The organism is Defluviimonas sp. SAOS-178_SWC, from assembly GCF_039830135.1.
Taxonomy (GTDB): domain Bacteria; phylum Pseudomonadota; class Alphaproteobacteria; order Rhodobacterales; family Rhodobacteraceae; genus Albidovulum.
The window spans coordinates 609734-633885 of the sequence record NZ_CP156081.1; the positions used below are offsets into that span (position 1 = coordinate 609734).

A 24152-nucleotide genomic window follows, 5' to 3' on the forward strand; every position below is an offset into this window, starting at 1 on the left:
ATCGCACGAAGTGCCAGAAGGCGTGCGCGCGACGCGCGCTCAATCGGATCGCGCCGGTTCAGTCGAGCGTGCGGCGGAAGCGGAGGAGCGCCAGTGTCGCGTAGCCCGCGACGAAAAGCGCAAGCGCCGCCATCGGCTGGGCGATCCCTGCGTAATCCGCCCCCTTCAGCATCACCGCGCGGATGAGGCGCAGGAAATGCGTGAGCGGGAATATCTCGCCCAGCACCTGCGCCCAGCCGGGCATGCCGCGATAGGGGAACATGAAGCCCGAGAGAAGGAGCGACGGCAGGAAGAAGAAGAAGGTGAGCTGCATCGCCTGCATCTGCGTCCGCGCGGCGGTGGAGATGAGATAGCCGAGGATCACGAGCGAGGCGACGAAGACGAAGACCCCGGCCAGAAGCAGCGGCAAGGCGCCGACGAAGGGCACGGCGAAGATCAGCTTCGCGGCGACGAGGACCACGACGACCTGGACTGCGCCGACGCCGAGATAGGGCAGGACCTTGCCGAGCATGATCTCCAGGGGCGTCGCGGGCATGGAGAGAAGGTTCTCCATCGTCCCCCTCTCGATCTCGCGTGTCAGCGCCATCGAGGTCATCATCACCATCGTCATCTGCAGGATCACGCCGAGAAGGCCCGGCACGATATTGTACTGGGTGAGGCCTTCGGGGTTGTAGCGCTTGTGGACGGTGACCTGGAGTTGCGACGCGGCACTGTCGGCGACCTGCGCCTCGGCCCCGCGTTCGCGCAAAAGCGCCTCGGCGGCAACAGTGCCAAGAGTCGAGATCGCGCCTGAGGCCACCGAGGGGTCGGTCGCGTCGGCCTCGATGAGGATCTGCGGATGGTCGCCGCGTTCGACCCGCCGGCCGAAATCCGAGGGCACGGTCACGGCGAAGGACACGTCGCCCCGGGTGATCAGCCGTTCGGCCTCGGCGGCGGAGGCGGCGGGATGGGTGAAGCGGTAGTAGCCGGTGAGCTCAAGCGCCGAGACGATGGCGCGGGTGTAGCGGTCCTGGGTCGGCGCGACGAGCGCGGCCGGAAGCCCCTTCGGATCGGAATTGATCGCGAAGCCGAAGAGGATGAGCTGGATGAGCGGGATGCCCAGCATCATCGCGAAGGTGATCCGGTCGCGGCGCATCTGGATCACTTCCTTCCTGAGAAGGGCCAGCAGCCGGCCGAGCGAGAAATAGCGGCTCATTCCATGTTGTCCTTCGCATCGCCCATGAGCTGGATGAACACGTCCTCGAGGCTCGTCTCGGCCTCGGCCATCCGGCAGCCGGTTTCCGTGGCGACCCGCGCGGCGGTGGCGCGCAGTGCCGCCCCGTCCTTTCCGACGACATGCAGCGTCGCGCCGAAGGGCGCTACCTGATCGACGCCGGGGGCGCCGTTCAGAAGCTCCGCCGCTTTCGGGGTTGCGGCGCCTTCGAGAACAACGGTGGTCAGGCCGGCATTCCGCACCACCTCCGCCACGGTCCCCTTGGCGACGAGCCGCCCGTAGGAGATGTAGTTGATCCGGTGGCAGCGCTCGGCCTCGTCCATGTAGTGGGTGGAGACGAGGACGGTCAGACCGTTCGCCGCGAGCCTGTGGATCTCGTCCCAGAAATCGCGGCGGGCCTTCGGGTCGACCCCGGCGGTCGGTTCGTCGAGCATGAGGAGTTGCGGCCGGTGCATGATGCAGGCGGCAAGCGCCAGCCGCTGCTTCCAGCCGCCCGACAGCGACCCGGCAAGCTGATCCCGGCGCGCGGTCAGGCCAAGGTCGGCAAGCGTGTCGGCGACGAAACGGCGGGTGGGGCTGAGGCCGTACAGGCCCGCGACGAAGGTCAGGTTCTCCTCAATCGTCAGGTCTTCGTAGAAGGAGAACCGCTGGGTCATGTAGCCCACCTCGCGCTTGATCGCGCGGCCCTCGGTCCGGATGTCGTGGCCAAGCACGCGGCCCTCGCCCGCATCGGGGGTCAGAAGGCCGCACATCAGGCGGATCGTCGTGGTCTTGCCCGATCCGTTCGGGCCGAGAAAGCCCGCGATCTCGCCGCGTTCGACGCTGAGCGAGACGTTGTCGACGACCGCCCGCCCACCGTAGCGTTTGACGAGGCCCTGGACGGAGATCGCCGGGGCGGAGGTCATTCGCCGGCCCCGGGCAGGCGCACGTCGACGATCTGCCCGGGTTTCAGCCCGGGCGCCTCGTCCGGGCGCGCCTCGACCAGATAGACGAGCTTCTGGCGGTTTTCGAGCGAGTAGATGACCGGCGGCGTGAATTCCGGCGCATCGGCGACATAGGTCACCACGGCGCCGAGGTCCGCTGCGCATCCGTCGCAATTCACCGAGAGGCGGGAGCCCGGCGCGATGGCCGAGATCGCCGTTTCAGAAACGTAAAGCCGAAGCTTCACCGCGCCGTCCGGCAGCATCGACACGACCGGGGCAGAGGGTCCGGCAAGCTCGCCCTGCGTGCGGATCACGTCGAAGACGGTGCCGTCCGCCGGCGCGGTCAGGCGCCGTTTGTCGAGGCTCCACATGGCCCGCGCCTTCGTCGCCACGGCGCCTTCGACGGCGGCTTCGGCGGCGGCGATTTCCTGTGGCCGGGCGGGCAGGCGGGCGACAGCAAGGCTCGCCTCGGCTTCGGCCACCTTGGCGCGGGCGACCGTGGCGGCGGTGGCGGCGTCGTCGGCCTGCGTCGCCGTCGCCGCGCCGCGCACGGCGAGGTTCTTCAGCCGGTCGGCGGCGCGCTCGGCCTCCGCCTCCTGCGCCCGCGCGGAAGCGAGAGTCGCCTCGATCACGCGGATTTCCTCGGGGCGGCGGCCTTCGCGCAGGTTCGCAAGCTGGCTTTCGGCCTGCGCCAGCGCCGCTTCGGCCTCGGAGAGCGCGATCTCGGCGTCACGCCGCTCCATCTCGACGAGCACATCGCCTGCCGCGACCCGGTCGCCCCTGGCCACGTTCAGCCGGTCGATCTGTGCCGTCGCGACGGGGGCGACGAGCACGTAGTCGCCCTCGACATAGCCGGTGGCGAAGGGGGGCGGAGGAGAGCAGATGGACAAAAGCGCCGAGAGAAGCGGAACGGCGCAGATGAAGTCGGTCATGTCAGACGCTCCCTTGCGAGGATCGAATGGAGATTGGCGACAAGGATGTCGGCGATGCGGTCGGCCTCGGCCGGGCCGAGCGCGTCCCAGCCCATGCGGCGGGTGACGATGGGCCGTCCGACGCGGAAGTAAAGCGCTTGCCCGACCAGCGTGAAGACCACGAGCCGCGTCGTCTCGCTTTCCGCTTCCTGCCCGGTGGCGACGGCCCAGAGCGCGCAGAGGCGGCGGTGCATCGGGTCGATCATCGTGTCGTAGACCGCGTCGAGAACGGGGCCGTTCTCGCCGACCTCGCGCAGCATGAAGGCGGTCAGGTCATCGTTGTCGCGGGTGCCCGCCACGAAGGCGACCATCGCGCGCAGGATCGCCTCCATCTGCCGGTCGGCGGCGTCGGCGGAATGCGGAAGGGCCGGGGCGGCACTGCCGATGGCGGCGCCGATGCGGCGTGCGACCTCGGCTCCGCAGGCGCGGCGGAGACCGTCCTTACCGCCGAAGTGATAGGAGATGGAGGCGACATTGGTGCCCGCCTCGGCCGCGATCTCGCGCGTCGAGGTGGCGGCGAAGCCCTTGCGGCCAAAAAGCTTCAGCCCGGCGGCGACAAGTTGCGCGGCGGTGCCGTCCGGGGTGGGCGCGGGGTCGGACATGAGTCCTCCAGGTGAGTCGCTATTGATTTTAATCAAACGATTGATTGAATGCAAATCCGCATTTTCCGGACGGTCATTGCCGCCTGCCGTGCGATGTTCTACATCGGCGAGAACCGACAGACCCTGCGCAAGGCCCCACGACGATGGACCATTTCCTCTACCGCGACGGCGCGCTTTTCGCCGAGGACGTGGCGATCGCCGATATCGTCGCAGCTGTGGGGACGCCGTTTTACGTCTATTCGACGGCGACGCTGGAGCGGCATTACCGGCTGTTCGAAGAGGCGCTCGCGGGGCTGCCACATCTCATCTGCTTCGCGATGAAGTCGAACGGCAATCTCGCCGTGATCCGCACCTTGGCAGAACTTGGGGCTGGCATCGACGTCGTATCGGTTGGTGAATATCTCAAGGCCAGGGCCGCCGGCGTCCCCGGTGACCGCATCGTCTTTTCCGGCGTCGGCAAGACCCGCGAGGAGATGCGCGTGGCGCTTGAGGGCGGCATCCGCCAGTTCAACGTTGAGAGTGAGCCGGAACTTCACGCGCTGAACGAGGTGGCGCTGTCGATGGGCGTCCGGGCGCCGATCACCATCCGGGTGAACCCCGACGTGGATGCGAAGACGCATGAAAAGATCGCGACCGGCAAGAAGGAAAACAAGTTCGGCATCCCGATTTCGCGCGCTCGCGCGGTCTATGCCGAGGCGGCGGCGTTGAAAGGGATCGACGTCGTCGGCATCGACGTCCATATCGGCAGCCAGCTCACCGATCTCGAGCCGTTCGAGCAGGCTTACCTCAAGGTTGCGGACCTCACCCGGCAACTTCGTGCCGATGGCCACGATATCCGCCGGCTCGACCTCGGTGGCGGCCTTGGTATTCCCTACGAGCGGTCGAACTCCGCCCCACCGCTGCCGCTCGACTACGGCGCGGTCATCAAGCGGACGGTCGGCGATCTCGGCTGCGAGGTGGAGATCGAGCCGGGGCGGCTGATCTCCGGCAATGCCGGGCTGATGGTGAGCCGGGTGATCTACGTGAAGTCGGGGGAGGAGCGGGATTTCCTCATTCTCGACAGTGCGATGAACGATCTGGTGCGGCCGTCGATGTATGGCGCGCACCATGACATCGTGCCTGTGGTCGAGCCTGCGCCGGGCGCCGAGACGCGGCCCTACGACGTGGTCGGTCCGGTCTGCGAGACCGGCGACACCTTCGCGCGCCAGCGCCCGCTTCCGCCCATGCAGGCCGGCGATCTCGTCGCGTTCCGCTCCGCCGGGGCTTACGGCGCGGTCATGGCCTCGGAATACAATGCCCGGCCGCTGATCCCCGAAGTGCTCGTGAAAGGGGATCAATTCGCTGTCATTCGCGCCCGTCCCACCTATGACGAGATGATAAACCGCGATACGATCCCGGTATGGCTCTGACGCGCAATCCCGCGTGACGGGCTGTCGAGGAGGCCCGGACAAGGCGTGACCCGGATCAAGGCCCTTCCGCACGAGGCGCTCCGCCGCCTCGTCTGGCCCGTGCGACTCACGCGGGCCGGGATGGCTGCCGAACGGATCACACGCGGCTTCTGGCCGGTCTGGACCCTGCTCTTCGCCGTCATTGCCGCCCTTGCCTTCGGCTTGCAGGACTGGCTGCCGCTCGAAGTGCTCTGGATCGGCGGCCTCCTGGTGCTTCTCGGCCTTCTCTGGGCGCTTTGGCACGGTATCCGCGGGTTTCGTTGGCCGACCCGGGCCGAGGCGCTGGAGCGGCTGGACCGGGCCTTGCCGGGACGACCCATCGCGGCCTTGTCGGACAGCCAGGCGCTGGGTGGCCATGATGCCGGATCGACGGCGGTCTGGCGGGCCCATGTGGCGCGAATGGCCGAACGGGCGGGCAAGGCCCGCGCCTCTGCGCCGGACCTGCGCATCGCGCGCCGCGATCCCTTCGCCCTGCGCTACGCGGCGCTCACGGCGGTCGTCATCGCGCTCCTCTTCGGTTCGCTCTGGCGTGTCGCGGAGGTGCGGGGACTGGTGCAGCCCGGCACGACCGCGAACGCCGCAGGCGGCCCGAGCTGGGAAGGTTGGGCCGAGCCGCCCGCCTATACCGGCCTGCCAAGCCTCTATCTCAACACGATTACCGCCGACCGGATCGACCTGCCGGAGGGCAGCCGCATCACCTTGCGCCTCTACGGTGCGTCGGACGCGCTCGGGGTGGAGGAAAGCGTCTCGGGCCAGCCGCCCGCCGCTGGCGACGCCGCGCCGGTCGATACGGCGAGCGTTCGGGCGGTGGATATCGACGCCGTTCGCTCGGGCCGCATCGCGGTCACGGGGACGGGCGGGCGCGAATGGCGGGTGACGATCCTGCCCGACGATGCGCCCACCGTGACGATCACCGGCGAGGTGATGCGCGAGGCCGACGGCACCATGTCGCAACCCTTCACGGCCACCGACGACTACGCTGTCACCGCCGGCCGGGCGGTGTTCGAACTGGACCTTGCCTCCATCGACCGCAGCTACGGCCTCGGCCCCGACCCGGAACCGCGCGAGCCGCTGGTCTACGACCTGCCGATGCCGATCACGGGCAGCCGCGCGGATTTTGCCGAGGCGCTGGTCGAGGACGCGTCGAAACATCCGTGGGCCAACCTACCGGTCAGGATGACATTCGAGGTGGCCGACGGTCGCGACCAGACCGGGAAGAGCGAGACGGAGACATTGTCGCTGCCGGGCCGCCGGTTCTTCGATCCCGTCGCCGCGGCCGTGATCGAACTCAGGCGCGATCTTCTCTGGACCCGCGACAACGGGCCGCGCGTCAGCCAGGTCCTGCATGCGCTGACCCATCGCCCCGAGGGTCTCTTGCGCAACGAACGCGCCTATCTGATGTTACGCGTCGCCATGCGGCGGCTCGATGCGGCGCTGGGGCAGGGGCGGCTTTCGGCCGAGATGCGCGACGAGCTTGCCGAGGATTTCTGGGCGATTGCCGAACTGATCGAGGATGGCGGGCTTGCCAACGCGCTCGAGCGGATGCAGCAGGCGCAGGAGCGGCTGTCGGAGGCGATCCGCAACGGCGCGACGCCCGAGGAGATCCAGAAGCTCATGGATGAACTTCGGCAGGCGACCGACGACTATGTCCGGCAACTGGCCGAGAACATGGAGCGCCGCGGCGCCGACGAGCCGAGCCAGCAGGCCGAGAACAACCAGCAGATCACCGGCGACCAGCTTCAGCAGATGATGGACGAAATCCAGCGCCTGATGGAGGAAGGCCGTATGGCCGAGGCGCAGGAGCTGCTCGACCAGTTGTCGCGGATGATGGAAAATCTGCGCGTGACCGAAGGCCAGTCGGGCCAGGGTCAGCGCGGGCCCGGCGGGCAGGCGATGGAAGATCTGCGCCAGACGCTGCGCGACCAGCAGCAATTGTCGGACGAGGCGTTCCGCGATCTCCAGCAGAACGGCCAGCAAGGCAGCCAGCAACAGGGCCAGCAAGGCGATCCGCAGCAGGGCCAGCAGGGCGACGGGCAGGAGCAACAGGGACGGAACGGGGACGGCGAGGGCCGGGACACGAACGGCCTGCGCCCCGGCGAGGGTGGCGATCCGCGCAGCCTTGCCGACCGTCAGCGCTCGCTCCGCGAGACGCTGCGCCGGCAGGAAGGCGGATTGCCCGGCGATCCCTCGGACGAACGCGATGCCGCGCGCCGCTCTCTCTCCGATGCCGGCCGCGCGATGGACGGTGCCGAAGAGGCGCTGCGCCGCGGCGACACGGCCGACGCGCTCGAACGGCAGGCCGAGGCAATCGAGAACCTGCGCGAGGGCATGCGCAGCCTCGGCGAGGCGCTGGCGCAGAACCAGCCGAACCAGCCCGGCAATCAGGGCGAAGCCTTCGGCGAGGCGAACCGCGAGACACCGCGCGATCCCCTGGGCCGCACGACGGGCCAGTCGGGGCGGATCGGCACCGACGAGAACCTCTTGCAGGGCACCGATGTCTACCGCCGGGCGCGCGATCTTCTGGACGAAATCCGCCGACGCTCGGGCGAGCAGACGCGCCCGTCGCAGGAGCTCGATTACCTCAGGCGGTTGCTCGAACGGTTCTGATCAGGGGGCGGTCAGCCGCCGTTGCCACCGTGCTGAAGCGACTGGGTCAGCGATTTCATCTGACCGTCAAGCCAGATACGCACCGCATCGACACCGGCGACATAGCCTGAGAGAATGGGCTCCGCAGCGGGGAAGTTCGCCGCGATCAGCGGCGCGAGCAGGTATAGCCCGAACAGAAGCACCGCGATCAGGATCGCCGTCGAAAAGCCCATGCGGAAGCTGCTGCGCCGCCGGGCGAGGGTTTCGGGCGCGTCGATGGCCGCCGGCTCTCCGTCGCGTTCCGACGTGGCGCGGAGGGTGGAGTTGATTTCCTCGATATCCGGCAGCAATTCGCGCCGCGACGCGCGCGACACCAGCGCGTCGTCGTCGAGATCGTGCTCGTCGCCGCGCACACGGGCCACGCGGTCGGGCTCCTCTGCAGCCGACGCGACGACCGCGCTGACGGTGGCCGCAAGCCCGAGGTCGGGCTGGGATTCCAGTGTGCTGCCCTCGGCCTGCCGGGCACGCGTTTCGCGCTCGGCCTCTTCGCGCAGGACATTCTTTACCGCGTCATCAAGGGTCCGGCGCACGCGTTCGGGGGCCGGGGGTTCTTCCGCCATCGGCGCAGGCTGGTCGGCCTCTGCCTCGGCTTCGACGGGCGGTTCGGCAACAGCCTCTTCCTCCTCCGTCTCTTCGGCCTCCTCGCTCGTAGCCTCCTGCGTCGCTTCGGGTTCGGCTTCGGCCGGTTCCGGTTCGTCCACTTCTGGCGCAGGCGGCTCTTCCGGTTCGGGTTCCGGCTGTTCCGCTACTGCCGTTTCGGATTCCGGTTCTTCCGCCGCAGACGGTTCGGGTTCCGGTTGCTCCGCCGTCTCGGTCCCGATCTCGGGCTCCGCAACGGCAGGTGCGGCTTCCGTCGCCCGCGCCTCTTCCTCGGCCGCGGCGGTCAGTTGCCGCGCGGATCGTTGAAACCATGCGTGTCCGCAATTGGAACACTGGACATCCCGTCCGCCGTCGGGGATGACGCTTTCGTCCACTTCATATTGCGCGCCGCAGCTTGGGCAAATCAAACGCATGCTGTATCAACCCGCTCCACCAGCCACCCTAGGATTGTATCGGCCATTCTGGCCATTGTTGTTGGCGTGTTGTAGCAAGCAAAGGGTTTTCGTCCAAGCCTTTGTGGCCGAAACCGAAAAAACAGCGCCGAGGCATGGCACTTTCGCCATGCCGGGCCGGAGGGCAGGGTCGTGATCGAGTTCCAGAACGTGGCGCATGGCTATGGCGGCAGCGCGCTCCTGTCGGACATGACGCTGACGCTGGCGCCGGGATCGTTCCATTTCCTCACCGGCCCGTCCGGCGCGGGCAAGTCCACTTTCCTCAAGCTCTGCTACGGTGAACTGATCCCGGTGTCGGGCCGCATCAGCGCCTTTGGCCAGGACCGGGCGGAGATGTCGCGCGACGATGTCGCGAGGCTGCGCCGGCGGATCGGGGTGGTGCATCAGGACTGCCAGTTCCTCGATCATCTGCCACTCGACGAGAACGTGGCGCTGCCATTGACCGTCGCGGGCCGGGCCGCCGACGCGACCGAACTGAAGGAACTCATGTCCTGGGTCGGCCTTTCGGGGCAGTCCCGGTCGCTGCCCCCGTCGCTCTCGGGCGGCGAACGCCAGCGTGCCGCCCTCGCCCGGGCGGTGATCATGTCGCCGGACATGCTTCTGGCGGACGAACCGACAGGCAACCTCGACTGGGAGATGTCGCTGCGCCTTCTGACGCTTCTGGTGGAGTTGAACCGGATGGGCACGGCGATCGTGGTCGCGACCCATGACCTCAACCTCATCCGGGCGGCCAAGGCGCAGGTCGCAACGCGGGTGCTGCGGATCAAGGGCGGGCAGGTGCAGATGGCGGGGGCCGAGCTGTGATGGCGTTTCTCAACCGGCTCGGCGCCCTTCTGACCGGCGATCCGCGGGCCGACCGGGTGGTGCCGCCGTCCGGCGCCGCGGCCTCACTTACGGTGCTGTCGGCCGGGGCGATGGCCTTCCTTGCCGTCTTCGCCCTCGCGCTGTCGCTCGCCACCGGACGGCTGGCGGACCGCTGGGCCGGGGCCCTGTCGCACGGCGCCACCGTGCGCATCTCGGCACCGGCCGAGCAGATGGCGGCGCAGACGCGGCTGGTGCTCGACATTCTCGCCGTGACACCCGGCGTCGGCTCGGCCCGCGCCCTCGACGCGGCCGAGACAAAGGCCTTGCTCGCGCCCTGGTTCGGGCCGGACCTGCCGGTCGAAAGCCTGCCGATCCCGCAGCTGATCGAGGTGACGGAAACCGGCGCCGGCTTCGATGCGGAGGGGCTGAGACTGCGCCTGTCGGCGGAGGTTCCGGGCGCGATGCTCGATGATCACCAGCGCTGGCGCCGGCCCCTCGTCACGGCGGCCGAGCGGTTGCGGACCCTCGGCCTTTTCTCGCTCGGCCTGATCGGCGGCGCGCTGGCGGCGATGGTGACGCTGGCGGCGCAGGCCGCCCTTGCCGCCAACGGCCAGGTGATCCGCACCCTGCGCCTTGTCGGCGCCCGCGACATCTATATCGCCCGTGCCTTCGTGCGCCGGTTCACCTTGCGCGCGCTGGCCGGGGCGGCGGCGGGCACCGTCGCGGGGATGGCCGCCGTGGCACTCCTGCCTGCGGCGGAGGAGGCGGGCGGCTTCCTCACCGGGCTCGGCTTTGCGGGTACCGGATGGTTCTGGCCGCTGGCAATCCCGCCCTTTGCCGCTATCGTGGCCTTCTGGGCGACGCGCGCGGCGGCGCTTCGGACGCTGAGGGGGGTGCAATGAGGCTGGCGCTGCAATACGTCCTGTCGGTGATCTTCATCGCCCAGATGTATCTGGCGATGGCGCTCTACGCGCTTTTCTGGACGCCCTTCGTGCTGATGCGGCGCGAGGCGGTTTTCGACGCGGTCCATGCCTATTGCCGCTGGGTCCGGGCATCGGCAGCCGTTCTTGTCGGCCTGCGGTCCGAGATCCGCGGCGAGGTGCCGACCGACGAGGTCGTGATCGGCGCCAAGCATCAGAGCTTCTTTGACATCATCATGATCGTCTCGGTCGTGCCAAGGCCGAAGTTCATCATGAAGAAGGAGCTTCTCTGGGCGCCTATCGTCGGCTGGTACGCCAAGCGGCTCGGCTGCATTCCGGTCGATCGCGGCAAGCGGGGGCAGGCGGTGACGCGGATGGTGGCCGACGTGAAGGCCGGCACGGCCTGGCCCGGACAGCTGATCATCTATCCCCAAGGAACCCGTGTCGCGGCGGGGGCGAAGCGGCCCTACAAGGTCGGGGTCGGGGTTCTTTACAGCCAGCTTGGCCAGGACTGCGTTCCTGCCGCGACGAATGTCGGCGTCTTCTGGCCGCGCCACGGGGTTCTGCGCAAACCCGGTCTCGCGGTGGTGGAGTTCCTGCCGCGTATCGCGGCGGGGCAGCCGGTCGAGGCGTTCATGGCCCGGATCGAGCCGGAAATCGAAGGGGCCTCCGACCGGCTGATGGCCGAGGCCGGGTTCGTCGCGAAAGGTTGAGCCATGGAGTTCATCGAGACGCCCGCCGCGCTTGAGCGTCTTTACGGCACGCCGGGCGCGGCGTCGCTGGTGAAGGTGGCGCGGCGGATGACGCCCGCCTACCGCGCCTGGATCGGCCGGTCGCGACTTTGCATCCTCTCGACGGTTGGACCCGAGGGCACCGATGCAAGCCCGCGCGGCGATGACGGCCCCGTGGTGCGCGAGGTCGATCCCGGCACGCTGGCCCTGCCGGACTGGCGCGGCAACGAGCGCATCGATTCCTTGCGCAACATCGTCCGCGATCCGCGCGTGAGCCTCATATTCCTCGTCGCCGGGTCGAACAACGTGGTCCGCGTGAACGGCCGAGCGAAGGTCACGGCCGACGCGGCGTTGCGCGAGAGTTTCGCCCGCGACGGCAAGCTGCCGCGCACGGTGATCCTGATCGGGATCGAGGAGATCTATTCGCAATGCGCCCGCGCGCTGATGCGGGCGCGGATCTGGACGGACGGGGACCGGTCCGCCGGCCTGCCGACCGTCGGCGACATGCTCGCCGAGCTGAGCCGGGGCGCTATCGACGGAGCTGCCTACGACGCGGAGTGGCCCGGCCGGGCCGCGAAGACGCTTTGGTAAGCCGGACGCGCCTGCCCTGGCTTCTCGTCGTGTTGACGCTGGTCGCGGCCGCGTTGATCCTCTTCATGATGGGGCGGGTGCCGATCTGCACATGCGGCTACGTCAAGCTCTGGCACGGCGAAACGATGTCGAGCGAGAACTCTCAGCACCTGACCGACTGGTACACGCCCTCGCATATCATCCACGGCATCCTGTTCTACGCCGCGCTCCGGGTCGTGGCGCCGCGCATGAAGCTGGGGTGGAGGCTTCTGATCGCGACACTTGTCGAGGCGGGCTGGGAGATCCTCGAGAACTCGCCCATGATCATCGACCGCTACCGGGCCGTTACCATTTCGCTCGACTACTACGGCGACAGCGTCATCAACTCGGTCTTCGACATCCTCGCCATGTTCGCGGGATTCTGGCTGGCGCGGAAGGCCCCGGTCTGGGTCAGCGTCGCGGTGGTCATCGGCTTCGAAGCGCTGACGACATGGCTGATCCGCGACGGTCTCGCGCTCAACATCCTCATGCTGCTGTGGCCGCTTGATGCGGTCCGGGACTGGCAGGGCGCCCTTTAGGCGGCGAGCCCCTTCGAGCCCATGGCAAGGAACTTTTCGCGCCGGTCCTTGATCAGCTCGGCCGGTTTCTTGCCGGACAGTTCCTTCAGCATCGCTCCGATCGCCTTGCCGACACTGTCGATCGCCTCGTCGCGCTTGCGCTGGGCGCCGCCGAGAGGTTCGGGAATGATCTGGTCGATCACGCCGAGCTTGTGAAGATCCTGCGCCGTCAGCCGCAGCGCGTTCGCGGCCTCGCGCATGCGCTCGGCATCCTTCCACAGGATCGAGGCGCAACCCTCGGGCGTGATCACCGAATAGATCGAATGTTCCAGCATCGCGACCCGGTTCGCGGTTGCGAAGGCCACCGCGCCGCCCGAGCCGCCCTCTCCGATGACGACCGAGATCAGCGGCACCCCGATCTGCAGGCACTTTTCGGTGGAGCGTGCGATCGCCTCGCTCTGCCCGCGCTCCTCGGCGCCTTTGCCGGGATAGGCGCCGGGCGTGTCGACCAGGGTGATGACCGGCAGCCGGAATCGATGGGCGAGGTCCATCAGCCGGATCGCCTTGCGGTAGCCCTCGGGCCGGGCCATCCCGAAATTGCGCTCGATCCGCGTCTTGGTGTCGGAGCCCTTTTCCTGCCCGATGATCACCACCGGATGGTCCTCGAACCGGGCGAGGCCGCCCATCACCGCGTGATCGTCGGCGAAGTTGCGATCCCCGGCGAGCGTGGTGAACTCGGTGAAGAGCCGGTCGATGTAATCCTTGCAGTGCGGCCGGTCGGGATGCCGCGCGACCTGGCATTTACGCCAGGGATCGAGGCTCTTGTAGAGGTCGCGGAGCATGTCCGCCGCCTTCTTGTCGAGCGCTGACGCTTCCTTCGAGACGTCCATACCTTCGTTCTTCCGCGCGAGGGCCCGGAGTTCCTCCGCCTTGCCTTCGATCTCGGCGAGGGGTTTTTCGAATTCGAGGTAGTTCATGGCGCTCTCCCGGAAGGGTTACCGGCCTATATGACGGCAGGCACCGGGCATTGCAACTCCGCAGCACCGATGGACAAGGGGTGGGGTGGCGGATAGCGTCGCGCCGTCATGACCAGCATCGCCAGCCTTGACGGCCGCGCCTCCTGGATCCGGTTGGGGATATCGCTCCTCGTCGGGGTCGTCGGCAATGTCGGCATGTGGGTGATCATCCTGATCCTGCCGGCGGTGCAGACTGAATTCGCGGTCGACCGCGCCGATGCCTCTCTGCCCTATACGGTGACGATGGTCGGTTTCGCGCTCGGCAATTTCTATATCGGGCGGGCAGTCGACCGGTTCGGCATGGGCATCGCGCTGATCGGGTCGGCGATCCTGATCGCGGCGGGTTACGGCTTCGCGGCGATGGCCGGGTCGGTGGCGATGCTGTCGGTGGCGCAGTTCGTGATCGGCTTCGGCGCCTCGGCCAGTTTCGGTCCGCTGATCGCCGACGCCTCGCAATGGTTCCAGAGGCGGCGCGGCATTGCGATCGGGTTGGTGGCGAGCGGCAACTACCTCTCTGGCGCGATCTGGCCGATCGTTCTCTCCGGCGTTCTGGCGAGCGATGGCTGGCGCGTGGTCTACCTGCTGCTCGCCGCGCTGACGCTCGTCGTGGTGATCCCGCTCGCCCTGCTTCTGCGCCTCGGCCTGCCGGAGGCGATGTCGGCGCAGACGACGCGGCTGGTCGCCGACCGGGCGGCGACGACGGGGCTCAGCCCGCGCGCACTCCAATGGCTCCTGGCTCTTGCCGGCGTGGCCTGTTGCGTCGCGATGTCGATGCCTCAGGTCCATATCGTCGCCTATTGCGTCGACCTCGGTTTCGGCCCGGCGATCGGGGCGGAGATGCTGTCGCTGATGCTGCTTGGCGGCGTCGCCTCGCGCATCGTCTCGGGGCTCCTCGCGGATGTGCTTGGTGGGGTGCGGACGCTGTTGATCGGGTCCGCCTTGCAGGGTGTGGCGCTGATCCTCTACCTGCCGTCGGCGGGATTGACGTCGCTTTACGTCGTCAGCTTGATCTTCGGCCTTTCGCAGGGCGGAATCGTGCCCTCCTACGCGCTGATCGTGCGGGAATACCTGCCGGCGAAGGAGGCCGGCGCGCGGGTCGGGTTCGTGATCATGGCGACCATCGCCGGCATGGCGCTCGGCGGCTGGATGTCGGGCTGGATCTACGACCTCACCGGGTCTTACCGGATGGCGTTCCTCAACGGCATCGGCTGGAACGTGATGAACCTCGGCATTGTTCTAATGGTGTTCCTGCGGTCGCGGCCGCGTTTGCCGGCGGCGGCGTGAGGGGGACCGCCTCGGGGGGCATCGAGCCCCCCTCGCCGGGCGGCGCGCGATGCGCGCCGCCCGGCCTCAGCCGCCGATCATCTCGGATTGCCGCACGATCACCTCGGCCTGCCGGATCGAGGCGATATCGACGAGACGCCCCTTGTAGACCGTGGCTCCGGCGCCGTCCTTCTTGGCCTGTTCCATCGCGGCGAGGATCTCGCGCGCCTCGGCGACCTGTTCGGCGGACGGGGTGAAGACCTCGTTCGCGAGCGCCACCTGCTTGGGATGGATCGCCCATTTGCCGACCATGCCGAGCGTCGCCGAGCGCTTCGCCTGGGCGATGAAACCCTCGTCGTCGGAGAAATCGCCGAACGGCCCGTCGACCGGCAGGACGCCGTGGGTGCGGCAGGCGGCGACGATGGCGGCCTGGGCCCAGTGCCAGGGGTCGGACCAGTATTTCTGGCCTTCGCGGGCCATGTAGTAATTCTCCTGCGTGCCGCCGATGCCGGTGGTCTGCATGCCCATCGAAGCGGCGAAGTCGGCGGCGCCAAGGCTCATCGCCTGAAGCCGGGGCGAGGACGCCGCGATCTCCTCGACATGGGCGATGCCGGCCGCCGTCTCGATGATCACTTCGAGGCTGATCGGCTTCGTCCGGCCCTTCGCGCGTTCCACCGCCGTCACCAGCGCGTCGACCGCGTAGACATCCGCAGCGCAGCCGACTTTCGGGATCATGATCTGGTTGATGCGGTCGCCCGCTTCTTCCAACACCTCGACGACATCACGGTACCAGTAGGGGGTGTCGAGGCCGTTGATGCGGACCGAGAGATACTTCGTGCCCCAGTCGATGTCGTTGATCGCCTCGATGATGTTCCTGCGGGCCTGCGGCTTGTCGTCCGGGGCGACCGAATCCTCGAGGTCGAGGTTGATCACGTCCGCGGCGCTTGTCGCCATCTTCTCGAAGATCGCAGGGCGGGAACCAGGGCCGAAAAGCTGGCAGCGGTTCGGACGGGCGGGGGCGGCGGGCTGGAGGCGGAAGCTCATGGCGCGACCTTTCGGCAATGAAGTTTCGTGTGGATTTGGAATTTGGATAGAATATTGCGCTGCGCTGCGCAAGGCGGCTTTTGCAGGTGCAGAAAAAAGCACCACATTGCAGGTTCTGCCCAACGGTCAGCCGGGGATCAGAGCCCCGCAAGCGGCATCGTGTAGGTCGTCGCGGTTCCGGTCAGGCAAACCTCTCCGGCGCCGTTGCGGACTTCGGTCAGGAGCTTACAGATCGGCTTGTCGTGCCGCACCTCCGCCACTTCGACGCGGCCGGTGATCTTCTCGTCGATACCCACCGCTTTCACGAACTTCCATTCGACCGACAGGAACACCGTGCCCGGTCCCGGCAAATCCTCTGCGACCACGGCGTTGAGGATGCCGGTCGTCACCCCTCCCTGAACGATCAGCTTGCCGAAGGGGGTCTTTTCCGCCAGCTCCCGGTCGTAATGGACCGGATTGCGGTCACCGGTCATGTCGGTGAAGGCGTGGATGTCCGCCATCCGGGTCGTCCGGCTGCGTTCGGCCGACTGCCCGATCTCGGGCCTGCCCTTTATGGTGCCGGCCCAGCCGTCCGTGGTGTCGCTCATGTCCATTGCCCTCCCCAGCGGGCCGCAGCATAGGATGATCGGGGCCCGCAGTCATCCGCCGGATCTCCCGGGCTTGACGTTGCGGCTGCGAGGCGTGAAGAAGCCTCATCTTGCCAGGAGAGCGATCATGAGCCGGACCGTCTATGTAAACGGGGCGTACCTGCCCGAGGAGGAAGCAAAGATCTCGGTCTTCGACAGGGGCTTCCTGATGGCCGACGCGGTCTACGAGGTGACGAGCGTCCTCGGCGGCAAGCTGATCGACTTCGACGGCCACGCGGCGCGGCTCGCGCGGTCGCTCTCAGAACTCGACATGCAAAGCCCCGTGACCCGCGATGAGCTTCTGGCGATCCACCGCGAGATGGTGGCGCGGAACGGGATCGAGGACGGGCTCGTCTACCTACAGGTCACGCGCGGTAATCCCGGTGACCGGGATTTTGCCTTTCCGGATCCCGCGAAGGTGCCGTCGGGCATCGTGCTTTTCACGCAGTCGAAGCCTGGCCTCGCGGACAATCCGGCGGCGAAGGTGGGGATGAAGGTGATCTCGATCCCCGACATCCGCTGGGGCCGGCGCGACATCAAGACGGTGCAGCTCCTTTATCCCTCGATGGGCAAGATGATGGCGAAGAAGGCCGGCTGCGACGACGCATGGTTCACCGAGGATGGCGCGGTGACCGAGGGCACCTCGAACAACGCCTACATCGTGAAGGGCGGCACGATCATCACGCGGCAACTGTCGGAGGACATTCTGCACGGCATCACCCGCGCGGCCGTGCTGCGCTTTGCCAACGAAGCGCAGATGATCGTCGAGGAACGGCCCTTCACCATCGACGAGGCGAAAGCGGCCGACGAGGCCTTCGTGACCTCGGCCTCGGCCTTCGTGATGCCGGTGGTGGAGATCGACGGCGTCAAGCTCGGTTCCGGCAAGCCCGGCCCGGTCGCCACGCGCCTGCGGGAGATCTATCTGGACGAAAGCCGCAAGACGGCGGTCTGACCGTCTAGCCGGCCGCGTCCCAATAACCCGGATAGTGCGTGACGGCGCCGAAGCGGTCGACGGTCAGATCGGTCTCGAATCCGTGGTCGGGCGAGCTGTAGCGGTAGCGATCGGCGTCGAGGCGCGTGTAGATCTGGCGCAGGGGTTTCAGTTTCCGGTCGGCGGGATCGAGCCAGGCCACGACGATGTCGGCGGACCCGCCAACGGCCAGGCCGAGCCGGCGGATCGGCAGCGCGTTCGTCGCGGGCGTGAAGCCGAGGTCGATATCGACCGCGCCCGCCACTTCGGGCACCTCCCTGCCGTTCATCACCCAGCGGCCGGCCGGGTCGCGCTCGATCAGGCGGTTTTCGACCCGGCTGGTGATCCGGGCGCGGCGGGTGATCCCCGACGGTTCCGCCCGGACACGGTAACGCCTGGTCATGTCGCCGGTGCGGCTTGACCCCTCGATCACGAGGCCGCGACTGTTCAGCGCGAAGCGGCACGCATCGTTGCCCGACGGCTGATGGGCAAGCCACATCACGACATGGGATCCCGCGATCATGACCCTGGCCCGCTCTTCGCCCTCGGGCGGTCAGAACCGGGCACACTCCGCGTCTGCTGTTCCATTCGCCCCTCCTTTAAGCAAAGGATCGGATTCCGCGCGCCTCTCGTCAAGCGATCCCTGAAGGCGGCGGGGGATCGCGCATCCACCCCGGCGGCGATCCGGTCAGGCGGCGTGCTGGACGACGTGCAGGGTGACGGCGGCATAGAAGACGAGGCTCGCCGCGAGAACGAAGACGTGCCAGATCGTGTAGTGGAAGGGTAGCCGGTCGAGAAGGTAGAAGACCACCCCGGCCGAGTAGAGCCCCCCACCGACGAGAATCAGCACGAAAACCGGCGTCGAGAGGGCGCCGAGGACGCTGCCGCCGGCGAAGAGCCCGGCCCACCCCATCAGGAGGTAAAGCCCCACAGCCGCCAGCCGGAACCGCCCCGGCGCGGCGATCTTGAGTCCGATCCCGGCGAGCGCGACCGCCCAGAGCCCGGCGAGAAGCCAGGTTCCCTGCCCGCCCAGCAGGGTGAAGGGCGTGTAGGTGCCGGCGATCTTCGCGTAGATCGCGGAATGGTCGAGCCGCTGCAAGAGCCCCAACCAATCGGGATGCGGCACCATGTTGTAGAGCGCCGAACAGAGGATCATCGCGACAAGGGTCGCGCCATAAACCGAGATCGCGAAGAGCGATGCGAAATCGCCGCGCAGAAAGGCGGTCACGGTGATCAGCGCCGGAACCGCGATCAGAACTACGACAATGCCCGAGACATGGATCACCGCATCCGAAAGGTTTTCGGCGCGGGAATAGTCCGTGCGGGGTTCGAGAAGCGGCATGGCGCAATGGTACCAGAACCGCATCCGAAGTCGGATGAAGATACTGTGAAAGGTTTGTTACGCCTTCAGGGACAGTGCGCCCGGTCCGGGTCCTCGAAACCCATCTCGGAAAGCGGCTATTCCTTCGACAGGGCAATCGGATCACGCTGACGGATGCGGGCCGCGCGATCTATCCGCGGATCGAACTCGCGCTCACCGACCTTGGCGCCGTGACCGAGGATCTGCGCGAGGGGCGCCATCGACCGAGGCTCGTCGTGTCGGTCCTCCCGTCGGTGGCGGAACTGTGGCTGGCGCCCGTTATGTCGGGATTCGCGCCGCTTGGCGGTATCGAGATCCGGGTCGAGGACGACCCCGTCTCGTTTGCCCGGGGCGCGGTGGACCTGCGCGTCACCTATGGCGGGCACTATTATCCCGATCACGAGGTCGAACGGCTGCTCCGTGATCGCATCGTCGCGGTGGCGGCACCGGGCTTCGCGGTGTCCGGTGGTGGCCTCGACGCGGCGCCCGACGGGATGTTCATCCATACGGACTGGGGCCCCGCCTTCGCCACGCAACCCTCCTGGGCCGCGTGGTTCGCGTCAAGGCGATCGGCGCGCCGACCAGACGCGCAGGATGGCATCCGCGTCGACCGGACCGGATTTGCCGCCGCGGCCGCGCGCAATGGCCTCGGCGTCGCGCTGGTGCCGGAACGGATCGTCGGCGCCGATCTTGCGGCGGGCCGTCTGGTACTTGCCGATCCGCACGGGCTGGCGATGTCTTGGGACTATGTCATGGTCTGGCCGAAGGCGATCGGCCGGCGGCCATTGCTTCGCGCCCTGACCGCGCATCTGCGCGCGGCCGCCCTCAGCTCTCCTTGACGTCGCCGACATTCTCGCGGAACGCGACCTCGAAGGCGGCCTTCTTGGCCGCGTCCGCCTCGGTCTGGTTCTGCGCGCGCCACTCTTCGTAGGGCATGCCGTAATAAATCTCGCGCGCCTCGTCCTTGGTCATCGCGATGCCGCGCTCGTTCGCGGCCTCCTGCACCCAGCGCGCAAGGCAGTTGCGGCAGAAGCCGGCGAGGTTCATCAGGTCGATATTCTGCACATCCGTCCGCTTTTCCATCAGGTGATGGCGCAGCGCACGGAAAGCGGCGGCTTCGATCTCGATACGGGTCTGGTCGTCCATGGGTATCCTCCGGGTTCAGAGATTGGAGGCGGCGAGCGCTTCTTCAAGGATCGGGGCAAGCCGGTCGGCCCAGGCGATCTGGCCGTCCTCGGCCCGGATCAGGTCGTGACGGATCTCGATCAGTACGTTCGGCCGTCCGGGGCGCAGCGCGTGGCGGTCGATGGAATCGCCGTCGAGATGGCCGCCATAGGGCTCGTTCTCGCCCACCGTCAGGTCCGGCTCGGCGCGGAGCCGGTCGAGCAGATGCAGCGCCAGTTTCGGGTCGACATGAGAATAAAGCACCCCAACCTGCCACGGCCGGTCGGCGCGGCCGAAAAGCCGCGGCGTAAAGCTGTGGATGGCGCAGATCACCGTATCGTCGCGGCGCGCGGCAAGGGATTCCAGCGCCGCGTGATAGGGCCGGTGGAAGGTGGCAAGCCGGCGCTCCGTCTCCGCCGCGTCGACATGGCGGTTCACCGGGATCATCGTCGAGTCGTATAGCTTCATGATCAGCGTCGGATCGTCCTCGCCCCGGTTGGGGTCGATGACGAGGCGCGAGAAGTCGCTGAAGACCGCCGGGGCGTTCAGCTTCTCGGCCAGCCGCTTCGTGACCCCGGCCGCGCCGATATCGTAGGCGATGTGGCGCTCCATATCCTCGGGCGCGATGCCAAGCGATCCGCCGCCGATGCAGTCCGGCACCCGGTTGGTCGCGTGGTCGCACGTCAGCAGCCAGCGGGAGGGGCGGTCGTCGCCGAGAATGTGAAAGGGCAGGTCCGTCATGAGATTTTCATCGTTCCGCGATCAAAGATCGTTTAGACGAGGGCGCAGGAAAGCGCCAGTTGCCGTCGCGGGCTAATTCGTCCATATAGCGCGCAGGATCAATGGTAGCGCAAACACCACTGGGGGAACGGCAGGATGAGACGGTTGCGAAATGTGAAGATCGTGGCGACCCTCGGCCCGTCATCCAGCAGCTACGAGACGATCCGGGCGCTCTTCGATGCCGGTGCGGACGTCTTCCGCCTGAACATGAGCCACGGCAGCCACGAGGAACAGGCCGCTCGCCACGCGATCATCCGCAAGGTGGAGGCCGATGTCGGCCGCCCCATCGCCATCCTCGCCGACCTTCAGGGGCCGAAGCTCAGGGTCGGGACCTTCGTCGCCGGCGCGCATGAGCTCAACGAGGGCGAGACGTTCCGCTTCGATCTCGACCCCGCCGAAGGCGACGGTCGCCGGGTATGCCTGCCGCATCCGGAGATCTTCGCCGCCCTCGAACCCGGCTCGCGGCTTCTGGTCAATGACGGCAAGATCCGCCTGACGGTCGAAGACTGCGGGCCTGATTTCGCCGATTGCAAGGTGACGGCGGGGGGCACGATCTCCAACCGAAAGGGCGTGAACGTGCCTGACGTGGTGCTGCCGCTCGCGGCGCTCTCGGACAAGGACCGCGCCGATCTCGAATTCGCCTGCGAGTTGGGCGTCGACTGGCTCGCCCTCTCCTTCGTGCAGCGCCCCGAGGACGTGATGGAGGCGCGGGCCCTCGCCAAGGGCCGCGCGTCGATCCTGTCGAAGATCGAGAAGCCCGCGGCGGTGAAGGCCTATCCCGAAATCCTCGAAGCCTCCGACGGGATCATGGTGGCGCGCGGCGATCTCGGCGTCGAACTTCCGGTCCATTCCGTCCCGCCGATCCAGAAGCGGCTGGTGCGCGGCGCCCGCACCGCGGCCAAGCCCGTCATCGTCGCCACCCAGATGCTCGAAAGCATGATCGAAAGCCCGATGCCGACGCGGGCCGAGGTCTCCGACGTCGCCACCGCGATCTACGAGGGCGCCGACGCCGTCATGCTCTCGGCCGAAAGCGCCGCCGGCCAGTATCCGGTGCAGGCGGTCGAGACGATGGACAACGTCGCGAAATCGGTCGAGAGCGATCCGACCTACCGCGAGGTGATCGAGGCGTCGCGCAAGGTGGCGCGCAACAGCATCGCCGACGGCATCGTCGCCGCCGCGCGCGAGATCGCCGAGGCGACCGACATCCACGCGATCTGCTGCTTCACCCAGTCGGGCACCACGGCCAGCCTCGTCGCGCGGGAACGGCCATCCGTGCCGATCATCGCGCTGAGCCCGATGCTCGCGACGGTGCGGCGGCTGTCGCTGACCTGGGGTGTGCACTGCGTGCAGACCCACGATCCGGTCGACCGCTTCAAGATGGCCGTCGTCAACGCTGCCAAGGCCGCCCGCGAATACGGCTTCGCGACCGAGAAGGACCAGATCGTCGTCACCGCCGGCGTGCCCTTCAACGTCAAGGGCACGACGAACATCCTGCGCGTGGCGCCCTGTGACGAGCGGCTGATCTTCCGCACCGATCCGGAATAATCAGCCCCGGTGGGTCCGGTGGGCGGAGTATAATTCGCCCGGATCGTGCTGGGGTGAACAGTCGCGCATCCAGTTCTGGTGCAAGCCGCTTTCGGCCTGGAACCACTGTCCCGGGAAGCGGAGGTCGATGCCACCCGTCGCCACATGCACCCCGCCGAAGGGCAGGTAGCTCGCCTCCCAGACCTTCACCCCGAGGTCGTTGGTGGCGAAGACCGTCCGCCTAATCATGAAAGGCGTTGCTTTCGCCGTTACCGAAAATAACGCTCAGCCCGGGTCACTCGAGTGTTGCTATTCAGGTAAGGGCGTCATTCTTTCAAAGCCGTAGCAAGTAATATTGTGCCTAGAGAACTTGGGTGCTCAACAAAACGCACGATGCTGCGTGGCGGAAATTCCCAGGTTTCTATTTCTGTATTGTACCCACCATCTGGTTCAAGGAGCTCAAACCTCCCATTCCCCAAGTCCTTGACCTTTACAGGTCGGTACATAGAACCATCCTCATCGAATATGCGCACATATCGTATTTTCATTTTTCTTGCCTAGTCAAAACCAAACCCGGGTCCGCCAACTTGCAGGACTCCATTCGTAGTAGAGTCAATAACTACCGACTGCCCGGTCTCGGGGTGTATACAGCGCTTTGCGCCGTTTTCCGGAAAGGGCTTGTTGGGTGCTTCGACACATTCTCCACAATACACCGCCTTTGAAATCATGTCGTGGGTCCAACCACGGTCAAGCATTTGCCGCTCAAGTTTCGCCTGAGATTTCTTTCCACCGACCTTCCAGATTATTCCTTTTGGCGCCTCGCACCCGTCAGTACACCACTTGTACACCTCATATCCGACGTATCCTATGACACCGCCGATAATAGCACCAACTACCGCACCGACCGGTCCCGCTACGCCTGCTCCTACATAACCACCCGCCGCCGCATTTTCGCCCCTCGGATCCACCCACCTCCCCGGGTTCTGCCGCGCGTAGCCATAGACGCTCGCCCCATCCACCAACCCCAGCGGGTCGGCCTCTAGGTACCGCCCGGTCGTCGGATCGTAGTCTCGCATCCAGTTCTGGTGCAAGCCGGCGCCGGCACCGAACGTATCTACAGCCGTAGCTACGGATAACCTACGGGAGAACGACGGACCTCCGACGCCGGGCCTACGGCGGTTCGGCCCCGTTCCACCCCTTGCCAAATCCGCCCGGCCCGTCTATACGCCGCCTCTCGAATACCCCGCGGGGCCGGCCATGTGGCATGCCGAGTCGCGCGTTCACTCTCGACCAAGGAGATGAAAATGCCCAAGATGAAGACCAAATCGGCCGCGAAGAAGCGGTTCAAGATGACGGCCTCGGGCCGCGTCAAGGCTGGTGTCGCCGGCAAGCGTCACGGCATGATCAAACGCTCGACGGACTTCATCCGCAAGGCCACCGGCACAATGCTGCTGGCCGATGCGGACGCGAAGATCGTCAAGAAATACATGCCGTACAACCGCTGAGGAGACTGACACATGGCTCGCGTTAAATCCGGCGTCGTCACCCACGCCCGTCACCGCAAGGTCATCAAGGCCGCGAAAGGCTACTACGCCGCGCGTTCGACCAACTTCCGCACCGCCACCCAGGCCGTCGACAAGGCGAACCAGTACGCCACCCGCGACCGCAAGACCCGCAAGCGCAATTTCCGCGCGCTGTGGATCCAGCGGATCAACGCCGCGGTGCGCGCCATCGACGAGTCGATGACCTATTCGCGTTTCGTGAACGCCCTCGGCAAGGCCGGGATCGAGGTGGACCGCAAGGTTCTCGCCGATCTCGCCGTGCATGAGCCGGCGGCGTTCGGGGCCATCGTCGAAAAGGCGAAGGCCGCGCTCGCGTAACTCCTCTCCGCCAGAGGGACAGTTGGAACCCCGCGAGCGCCGCAAAGGCGCTTCGCGGGGTTTTTCTTTGGTGCCTTGCAAAGACGGG

The 24152-nt window shown here is 67.0% G+C and carries 27 protein-coding genes; 13 read left to right on the plus strand and 14 right to left on the minus strand.

All coding sequences use genetic code 11. The features are described from left to right. Window positions 1-58: 58 nt before the first annotated feature. The 4 genes from V5734_RS03875 to V5734_RS03890 are packed head-to-tail and all read right to left on the minus strand — an operon-like array spanning window position 59 to window position 3709. The gene (locus V5734_RS03875) at window positions 59-1195 is read right to left on the minus strand and encodes an ABC transporter permease (RefSeq protein WP_347312199.1); all 1137 of its coding nucleotides are present in this window, start codon (window positions 1193-1195) and stop codon (window positions 59-61) included. Continuing rightward, window positions 1192-2118 (minus strand): ABC transporter ATP-binding protein, encoded by a 927-nt coding sequence (locus V5734_RS03880; protein ID WP_347312200.1) that lies wholly within the window; start codon window positions 2116-2118, stop codon window positions 1192-1194. The genes V5734_RS03875 and V5734_RS03880 overlap by 4 nt, the downstream gene beginning before the upstream one ends. Then, window positions 2115-3068, minus strand: coding sequence for an HlyD family secretion protein (locus V5734_RS03885; RefSeq protein ID WP_347312201.1), 954 nt, complete (start codon window positions 3066-3068; stop codon window positions 2115-2117). The genes V5734_RS03880 and V5734_RS03885 overlap by 4 nt, the downstream gene beginning before the upstream one ends. Further along, window positions 3065-3709 carry a CerR family C-terminal domain-containing protein gene (locus tag V5734_RS03890; protein ID WP_347312202.1) on the minus strand — a complete coding sequence of 215 codons (645 nt, stop codon included), beginning with the start codon at window positions 3707-3709 and terminating at the stop codon, window positions 3065-3067. Before V5734_RS03890 ends, V5734_RS03885 begins: the two co-directional genes overlap by 4 nt. Before the next feature lie 143 nt (window positions 3710-3852). Here V5734_RS03890 and lysA point away from each other — a divergent pair, with 143 nt between their 5' ends. Both lysA and V5734_RS03900 read left to right on the plus strand, forming a co-directional pair. After that, window positions 3853-5118, plus strand: a complete 1266-nt coding sequence (gene lysA, locus V5734_RS03895; RefSeq protein WP_347312203.1) for a diaminopimelate decarboxylase — start codon at window positions 3853-3855, stop codon at window positions 5116-5118. Window positions 5119-5238: 120 nt separating this feature from the next. Then, window positions 5239-7764 carry a TIGR02302 family protein gene (locus V5734_RS03900; protein ID WP_347313568.1) on the plus strand — a complete coding sequence of 842 codons (2526 nt, stop codon included), beginning with the start codon at window positions 5239-5241 and terminating at the stop codon, window positions 7762-7764. Window positions 7765-7775: 11 nt separating this feature from the next. On the opposite strand, the gene V5734_RS03905 is transcribed toward V5734_RS03900, so the two are convergent. Beyond that, on the minus strand, window positions 7776-8816 hold the full coding sequence (locus V5734_RS03905; RefSeq protein ID WP_347312204.1) for a zinc-ribbon domain-containing protein: 1041 nt from the start codon (window positions 8814-8816) through the stop codon (window positions 7776-7778). 171 nt (window positions 8817-8987) lie between these two features. Here V5734_RS03905 and V5734_RS03910 point away from each other — a divergent pair, with 171 nt between their 5' ends. Genes V5734_RS03910 through V5734_RS03930 form a run of 5 tightly spaced genes read left to right on the plus strand, consistent with a single transcriptional unit; the run spans window position 8988 to window position 12458 of the window. After that, window positions 8988-9659 carry a cell division ATP-binding protein FtsE gene (locus tag V5734_RS03910; RefSeq protein ID WP_347312205.1) on the plus strand — a complete coding sequence of 224 codons (672 nt, stop codon included), beginning with the start codon at window positions 8988-8990 and terminating at the stop codon, window positions 9657-9659. After that, window positions 9659-10561, plus strand: a complete 903-nt coding sequence (locus V5734_RS03915; RefSeq protein ID WP_347312206.1) for a cell division protein FtsX — start codon at window positions 9659-9661, stop codon at window positions 10559-10561. Before V5734_RS03910 ends, V5734_RS03915 begins: the two co-directional genes overlap by 1 nt. Next, window positions 10558-11292 (plus strand): lysophospholipid acyltransferase family protein, encoded by a 735-nt coding sequence (locus V5734_RS03920; RefSeq protein WP_347312207.1) that lies wholly within the window; start codon window positions 10558-10560, stop codon window positions 11290-11292. The genes V5734_RS03915 and V5734_RS03920 overlap by 4 nt, the downstream gene beginning before the upstream one ends. 3 nt (window positions 11293-11295) lie before the next feature. Continuing rightward, on the plus strand, window positions 11296-11901 hold the full coding sequence (locus tag V5734_RS03925; protein ID WP_347312208.1) for a pyridoxamine 5'-phosphate oxidase family protein: 606 nt from the start codon (window positions 11296-11298) through the stop codon (window positions 11899-11901). Next, the gene (locus tag V5734_RS03930) at window positions 11895-12458 is read left to right on the plus strand and encodes a DUF2585 domain-containing protein (protein ID WP_347312209.1); all 564 of its coding nucleotides are present in this window, start codon (window positions 11895-11897) and stop codon (window positions 12456-12458) included. Before V5734_RS03925 ends, V5734_RS03930 begins: the two co-directional genes overlap by 7 nt. Here V5734_RS03930 and V5734_RS03935 read toward each other — a convergent pair. Then, a complete protein-coding gene (locus tag V5734_RS03935) occupies window positions 12455-13414 on the minus strand; it encodes an acetyl-CoA carboxylase carboxyltransferase subunit alpha (protein WP_347312210.1) in 960 nt (319 codons plus the stop codon). The two genes, V5734_RS03930 and V5734_RS03935, sit on opposite strands and share 4 nt — an antisense overlap. Before the next feature lie 108 nt (window positions 13415-13522). On the opposite strand from V5734_RS03935, the gene V5734_RS03940 reads away from it, so the two are divergent. Then, window positions 13523-14737, plus strand: coding sequence for an MFS transporter (locus tag V5734_RS03940; RefSeq protein WP_347312211.1), 1215 nt, complete (start codon window positions 13523-13525; stop codon window positions 14735-14737). Between the two features lie 66 nt (window positions 14738-14803). Here the strand turns inward: V5734_RS03940 and V5734_RS03945 are convergent, their stop codons facing one another. Continuing rightward, window positions 14804-15760, minus strand: a complete 957-nt coding sequence (locus V5734_RS03945; RefSeq protein WP_347312212.1) for an L-malyl-CoA/beta-methylmalyl-CoA lyase — start codon at window positions 15758-15760, stop codon at window positions 14804-14806. A 137-nt stretch (window positions 15761-15897) separates the two neighbouring features. Then, complete coding sequence (locus V5734_RS03950) at window positions 15898-16347, minus strand: MaoC family dehydratase (RefSeq protein ID WP_347312213.1); 450 nt, start codon at window positions 16345-16347, stop codon at window positions 15898-15900. Between the two features lie 127 nt (window positions 16348-16474). Between V5734_RS03950 and V5734_RS03955 the strand changes: the two genes are divergently transcribed. Then, on the plus strand, window positions 16475-17338 hold the full coding sequence (locus V5734_RS03955) for a D-amino-acid transaminase (RefSeq protein ID WP_347312214.1): 864 nt from the start codon (window positions 16475-16477) through the stop codon (window positions 17336-17338). Window positions 17339-17342: 4 nt separating this feature from the next. On the opposite strand, the gene V5734_RS03960 is transcribed toward V5734_RS03955, so the two are convergent. Together V5734_RS03960 and trhA are read right to left on the minus strand one after the other, a co-directional pair. Next, window positions 17343-17879 carry a putative glycolipid-binding domain-containing protein gene (locus V5734_RS03960; RefSeq protein WP_347312215.1) on the minus strand — a complete coding sequence of 179 codons (537 nt, stop codon included), beginning with the start codon at window positions 17877-17879 and terminating at the stop codon, window positions 17343-17345. Between the two features lie 165 nt (window positions 17880-18044). After that, the gene (gene trhA / locus V5734_RS03965) at window positions 18045-18722 is read right to left on the minus strand and encodes a PAQR family membrane homeostasis protein TrhA (RefSeq protein ID WP_347312216.1); all 678 of its coding nucleotides are present in this window, start codon (window positions 18720-18722) and stop codon (window positions 18045-18047) included. 50 nt (window positions 18723-18772) lie between these two features. On the opposite strand from trhA, the gene V5734_RS03970 reads away from it, so the two are divergent. Beyond that, window positions 18773-19555, plus strand: coding sequence for a LysR substrate-binding domain-containing protein (locus V5734_RS03970; RefSeq protein ID WP_347312217.1), 783 nt, complete (start codon window positions 18773-18775; stop codon window positions 19553-19555). On the opposite strand, the gene V5734_RS03975 is transcribed toward V5734_RS03970, so the two are convergent. Both V5734_RS03975 and V5734_RS03980 read right to left on the minus strand, forming a co-directional pair. After that, window positions 19542-19862, minus strand: a complete 321-nt coding sequence (locus V5734_RS03975; protein ID WP_347312218.1) for a DUF1244 domain-containing protein — start codon at window positions 19860-19862, stop codon at window positions 19542-19544. The genes V5734_RS03970 and V5734_RS03975 overlap by 14 nt on opposite strands. Before the next feature lie 15 nt (window positions 19863-19877). After that, window positions 19878-20621: an N-formylglutamate amidohydrolase gene (locus V5734_RS03980; RefSeq protein ID WP_347312219.1), complete on the minus strand. Its 744-nt coding sequence runs from the start codon at window positions 20619-20621 to the stop codon at window positions 19878-19880. 135 nt (window positions 20622-20756) lie between these two features. Here V5734_RS03980 and pyk point away from each other — a divergent pair, with 135 nt between their 5' ends. Next, entirely contained in the window at window positions 20757-22205 is a 1449-nt protein-coding gene (pyk, locus tag V5734_RS03985; protein ID WP_347312220.1) for a pyruvate kinase, read from the plus strand. Here pyk and V5734_RS03990 read toward each other — a convergent pair whose 3' ends face one another. Together V5734_RS03990 and V5734_RS21565 are read right to left on the minus strand one after the other, a co-directional pair. After that, window positions 22206-22433, minus strand: coding sequence for a hypothetical protein (locus V5734_RS03990; RefSeq protein ID WP_347312221.1), 228 nt, complete (start codon window positions 22431-22433; stop codon window positions 22206-22208). Between the two features lie 308 nt (window positions 22434-22741). Then, on the minus strand, window positions 22742-23260 hold the full coding sequence (locus tag V5734_RS21565) for an RHS repeat domain-containing protein (protein ID WP_432759661.1): 519 nt from the start codon (window positions 23258-23260) through the stop codon (window positions 22742-22744). 228 nt (window positions 23261-23488) lie between these two features. On the opposite strand from V5734_RS21565, the gene rpmI reads away from it, so the two are divergent. Together rpmI and rplT are read left to right on the plus strand one after the other, a co-directional pair. Then, window positions 23489-23689, plus strand: coding sequence for a 50S ribosomal protein L35 (gene rpmI, locus V5734_RS03995; RefSeq protein ID WP_263337345.1), 201 nt, complete (start codon window positions 23489-23491; stop codon window positions 23687-23689). Window positions 23690-23701: 12 nt separating this feature from the next. Then, window positions 23702-24064, plus strand: a complete 363-nt coding sequence (gene rplT, locus V5734_RS04000) for a 50S ribosomal protein L20 (protein WP_347312222.1) — start codon at window positions 23702-23704, stop codon at window positions 24062-24064. The last annotated feature ends 88 nt before the right edge of the window (window positions 24065-24152 follow it).

Coding starts and splice junctions, on each gene's coding strand:
- V5734_RS03960 (WP_347312215.1), bottom strand. CDS start 17,879: ATGATCGCGGGATCCCATGTCGTGATGTGGCTTGCCCATCAGCCGTCG.
- V5734_RS03885 (WP_347312201.1), bottom strand. CDS start 3,068: ATGACCGACTTCATCTGCGCCGTTCCGCTTCTCTCGGCGCTTTTGTCC.
- V5734_RS03900 (WP_347313568.1), top strand. CDS start 5,239: ATGGCTGCCGAACGGATCACACGCGGCTTCTGGCCGGTCTGGACCCTG.
- V5734_RS03955 (WP_347312214.1), top strand. CDS start 16,475: ATGAGCCGGACCGTCTATGTAAACGGGGCGTACCTGCCCGAGGAGGAA.
- rplT (WP_347312222.1), top strand. CDS start 23,702: ATGGCTCGCGTTAAATCCGGCGTCGTCACCCACGCCCGTCACCGCAAG.
- V5734_RS03945 (WP_347312212.1), bottom strand. CDS start 15,760: ATGAGCTTCCGCCTCCAGCCCGCCGCCCCCGCCCGTCCGAACCGCTGC.
- V5734_RS03935 (WP_347312210.1), bottom strand. CDS start 13,414: ATGAACTACCTCGAATTCGAAAAACCCCTCGCCGAGATCGAAGGCAAG.
- V5734_RS03925 (WP_347312208.1), top strand. CDS start 11,296: ATGGAGTTCATCGAGACGCCCGCCGCGCTTGAGCGTCTTTACGGCACG.
- rpmI (WP_263337345.1), top strand. CDS start 23,489: ATGCCCAAGATGAAGACCAAATCGGCCGCGAAGAAGCGGTTCAAGATG.
- V5734_RS03880 (WP_347312200.1), bottom strand. CDS start 2,118: ATGACCTCCGCCCCGGCGATCTCCGTCCAGGGCCTCGTCAAACGCTAC.
- V5734_RS03950 (WP_347312213.1), bottom strand. CDS start 16,347: ATGAGCGACACCACGGACGGCTGGGCCGGCACCATAAAGGGCAGGCCC.
- V5734_RS03875 (WP_347312199.1), bottom strand. CDS start 1,195: ATGAGCCGCTATTTCTCGCTCGGCCGGCTGCTGGCCCTTCTCAGGAAG.
- V5734_RS03975 (WP_347312218.1), bottom strand. CDS start 19,862: ATGGACGACCAGACCCGTATCGAGATCGAAGCCGCCGCTTTCCGTGCG.
- V5734_RS03905 (WP_347312204.1), bottom strand. CDS start 8,816: ATGCGTTTGATTTGCCCAAGCTGCGGCGCGCAATATGAAGTGGACGAA.
- V5734_RS03915 (WP_347312206.1), top strand. CDS start 9,659: ATGGCGTTTCTCAACCGGCTCGGCGCCCTTCTGACCGGCGATCCGCGG.
- lysA (WP_347312203.1), top strand. CDS start 3,853: ATGGACCATTTCCTCTACCGCGACGGCGCGCTTTTCGCCGAGGACGTG.
- V5734_RS03890 (WP_347312202.1), bottom strand. CDS start 3,709: ATGTCCGACCCCGCGCCCACCCCGGACGGCACCGCCGCGCAACTTGTC.
- V5734_RS03940 (WP_347312211.1), top strand. CDS start 13,523: ATGACCAGCATCGCCAGCCTTGACGGCCGCGCCTCCTGGATCCGGTTG.
- V5734_RS03990 (WP_347312221.1), bottom strand. CDS start 22,433: ATGATTAGGCGGACGGTCTTCGCCACCAACGACCTCGGGGTGAAGGTC.
- trhA (WP_347312216.1), bottom strand. CDS start 18,722: ATGCGGTTCTGGTACCATTGCGCCATGCCGCTTCTCGAACCCCGCACG.
- pyk (WP_347312220.1), top strand. CDS start 20,757: ATGAGACGGTTGCGAAATGTGAAGATCGTGGCGACCCTCGGCCCGTCA.
- V5734_RS21565 (WP_432759661.1), bottom strand. CDS start 23,260: ATGCGAGACTACGATCCGACGACCGGGCGGTACCTAGAGGCCGACCCG.
- V5734_RS03920 (WP_347312207.1), top strand. CDS start 10,558: ATGAGGCTGGCGCTGCAATACGTCCTGTCGGTGATCTTCATCGCCCAG.
- V5734_RS03980 (WP_347312219.1), bottom strand. CDS start 20,621: ATGACGGACCTGCCCTTTCACATTCTCGGCGACGACCGCCCCTCCCGC.